Genomic DNA, 1,987 nt, shown 5'->3' on the forward strand with positions numbered 1-1,987 from the left:
GCCGCCCGATCGGGCCCGCCCCCGATGCTGCCGTGACGCGAGGTGCTTGTGCGCACGTCGCGCCCCCAGGACATCACTACGGCTGTCCAAGGAAATTTAGCACGTCACAGCGCGTGTCGTTGCTCGTCAGAGACGCGGGCGTCATCGCTTTTGCGGCTGCTGTGGCGGTCGGCTTCGCCGACAGCAGCCTTCCAGGCAGCGACGTTAAAACGCCGTTAACCAAGTTAAGAAACGGTTAACGCACTTTCACAACTGCCGTCCAGCTAGGTAGTTATTGGAGCCGTTGTCTGTAGTCGGCGCCAATATGACCCGGCTTGTTTTCGTTAGGAGAAGTCATTGTCTTTCGTAACCACACAGCCCGAAGCGCTGATGGCGGCAGCCAGCAACTTGAGCGGTATCGCATCTGGGCTGGCGGCCCGGAATGCCGCGATAGCTGCGCCGACGACCGGGGTGGTTCCGGCAGCCGCCGACGAAGTATCGATTGCGACAGCCGCACAGTTCGCCGCGCATGCCCAGATGTACCAAGCGGTCGGTGCTCAAGCTGCGGCCATCCAACAGGCGTTCGCGGCGAACCTCAACGGCAGCGCCGGCACGTACGCGGCCACCGAGGCTGCCAACGCACTCGCTGCGGGCTGACGTAGGGGCGAATAGGCATGGATTTCGCAGCGTTGCCGCCGGAGATCAACTCCGGCCGCATGTACGCCGGCCCGGGCTCGGCGCCGATGATGGCTGCCGCTGCGGCCTGGGACGAACTGGCCAACGACCTTTACGCCACCGCGGCGAGCTATGAAGCGGTGGTCTCGGGGTTGAGCAGCGGACCGTGGTTGGGCGCGTCGTCCGCGTCGATGGCCGCTGCGGCTGCGCCGCACACGGCGTGGCTGAGCGCCACTGCTGCGCAAGCTCAACAAACCGGCGCTCAGGCCAAGGCCGCAGCGGCCGCGCATGCGGCTGCCTATGCCATGACGGTGCCCCCACCCGTGATCGCCGCCAACCGGACCGAGTTGGTGACGCTGGTAGCGACCAACATCCTTGGACAGAACGCGCCGGCCATCGCCGCCAATGAGGCCGATTACGCCGAGATGTGGGCTCAGGACGCCGCCGCGATGTACGGCTACGCCGCTGCCTCGCAGACCGCTTCCCAGGTGACCCCGTTCACGTCGCCGCAGCAAACCACCAACCCCGGTGGGATGGCTGCGCAGCACGCGGCGGTCGCCCAGGCCACCGGTACGTCGGCCGGGCACGCCTCGGTTTCGCAGGCGCTGCAGGCAGCAGCGCCGTCGGCGCCGACGGGGTCCATTCCGGGTCTCGATACGTTGGGGTCACTCTCGGACATTTGGGCCCTGCCTCAGGACGCGCTCTTCGATACCGCGATCATCGCCGCGTTCTTTCCCGAGTATGCGATTGCCGGCACCGCGCTGCCGTCTCCCTTCGGTCTGGGAGCAGCGGCGCCCGGCGCCATAGCGGCGGCTCAACCATTAGGCCTGACGCCGGTATTGGAGGCACCCGTCGGCCTGGCGGGGGCATCGGTGTCCGCTGGTGTCGGCCAGGCGACCTCCCTCAGCGGTATGTCGGTGCCGCAAGGCTGGGCCACGGCGGCCCCGGAGATGCGCCTGGCCGCCGCCGAGTTGCCGATCGCCAATGTCGTTGCGTCAGAAGGCGGCATGTTCAGCGGGATGCCGCTGTTCGGCGGGGCTCCGTTGATGACGATGTCCGGGCGTGGCATGGCTGACTCCCGTCGCCGGGACCCGGACGAGGCCAAGCGCAAGGCCAAGGGACGACGATCAACCATGCGATGAGTCGATCACCGCATTCACTGATTTAAAAAGAAGGAGAGTTCCATGACCACTCGGTTTATGACCGACCCGCACGCCATGCGCGACGTGGCCGGCCGCTTTGACCTACACGCCCAGACCGTCGAAGACGAAGCCCGCAAGATGTGGGCCTCGTCCCAAAACATCGCCGGAGCCGGCTGGAGCGGAACCGCCCA

General features: G+C 66.5%; 3 protein-coding genes. All 3 read left to right on the forward strand.

The window, feature by feature from the left end:
- Positions 1–336 precede the first annotated feature (336 nt).
- The gene (locus tag A5707_RS08090) at positions 337–636 is read left to right on the forward strand and encodes a PE family protein (RefSeq protein WP_065013988.1); all 300 of its coding nucleotides are present in this window, start codon (positions 337–339) and stop codon (positions 634–636) included.
- Between the two features lie 17 nt (positions 637–653).
- Complete coding sequence (locus A5707_RS08095; protein WP_065013989.1) at positions 654–1,796, forward strand: PPE family protein; 1,143 nt, start codon at positions 654–656, stop codon at positions 1,794–1,796.
- A gap of 42 nt (positions 1,797–1,838) precedes the next feature.
- Positions 1,839–1,987: WXG100 family type VII secretion target (locus A5707_RS08100; protein ID WP_197495286.1), on the forward strand; the 149-nt coding region annotated here is incomplete at its 3' end.

Source organism: Mycobacterium kyorinense (assembly GCF_001672775.1).
Lineage (GTDB): Bacteria > Actinomycetota > Actinomycetes > Mycobacteriales > Mycobacteriaceae > Mycobacterium > Mycobacterium kyorinense_A.

Coding starts and splice junctions, on each gene's coding strand:
- A5707_RS08095 (WP_065013989.1), top strand. CDS start 654: ATGGATTTCGCAGCGTTGCCGCCGGAGATCAACTCCGGCCGCATGTAC.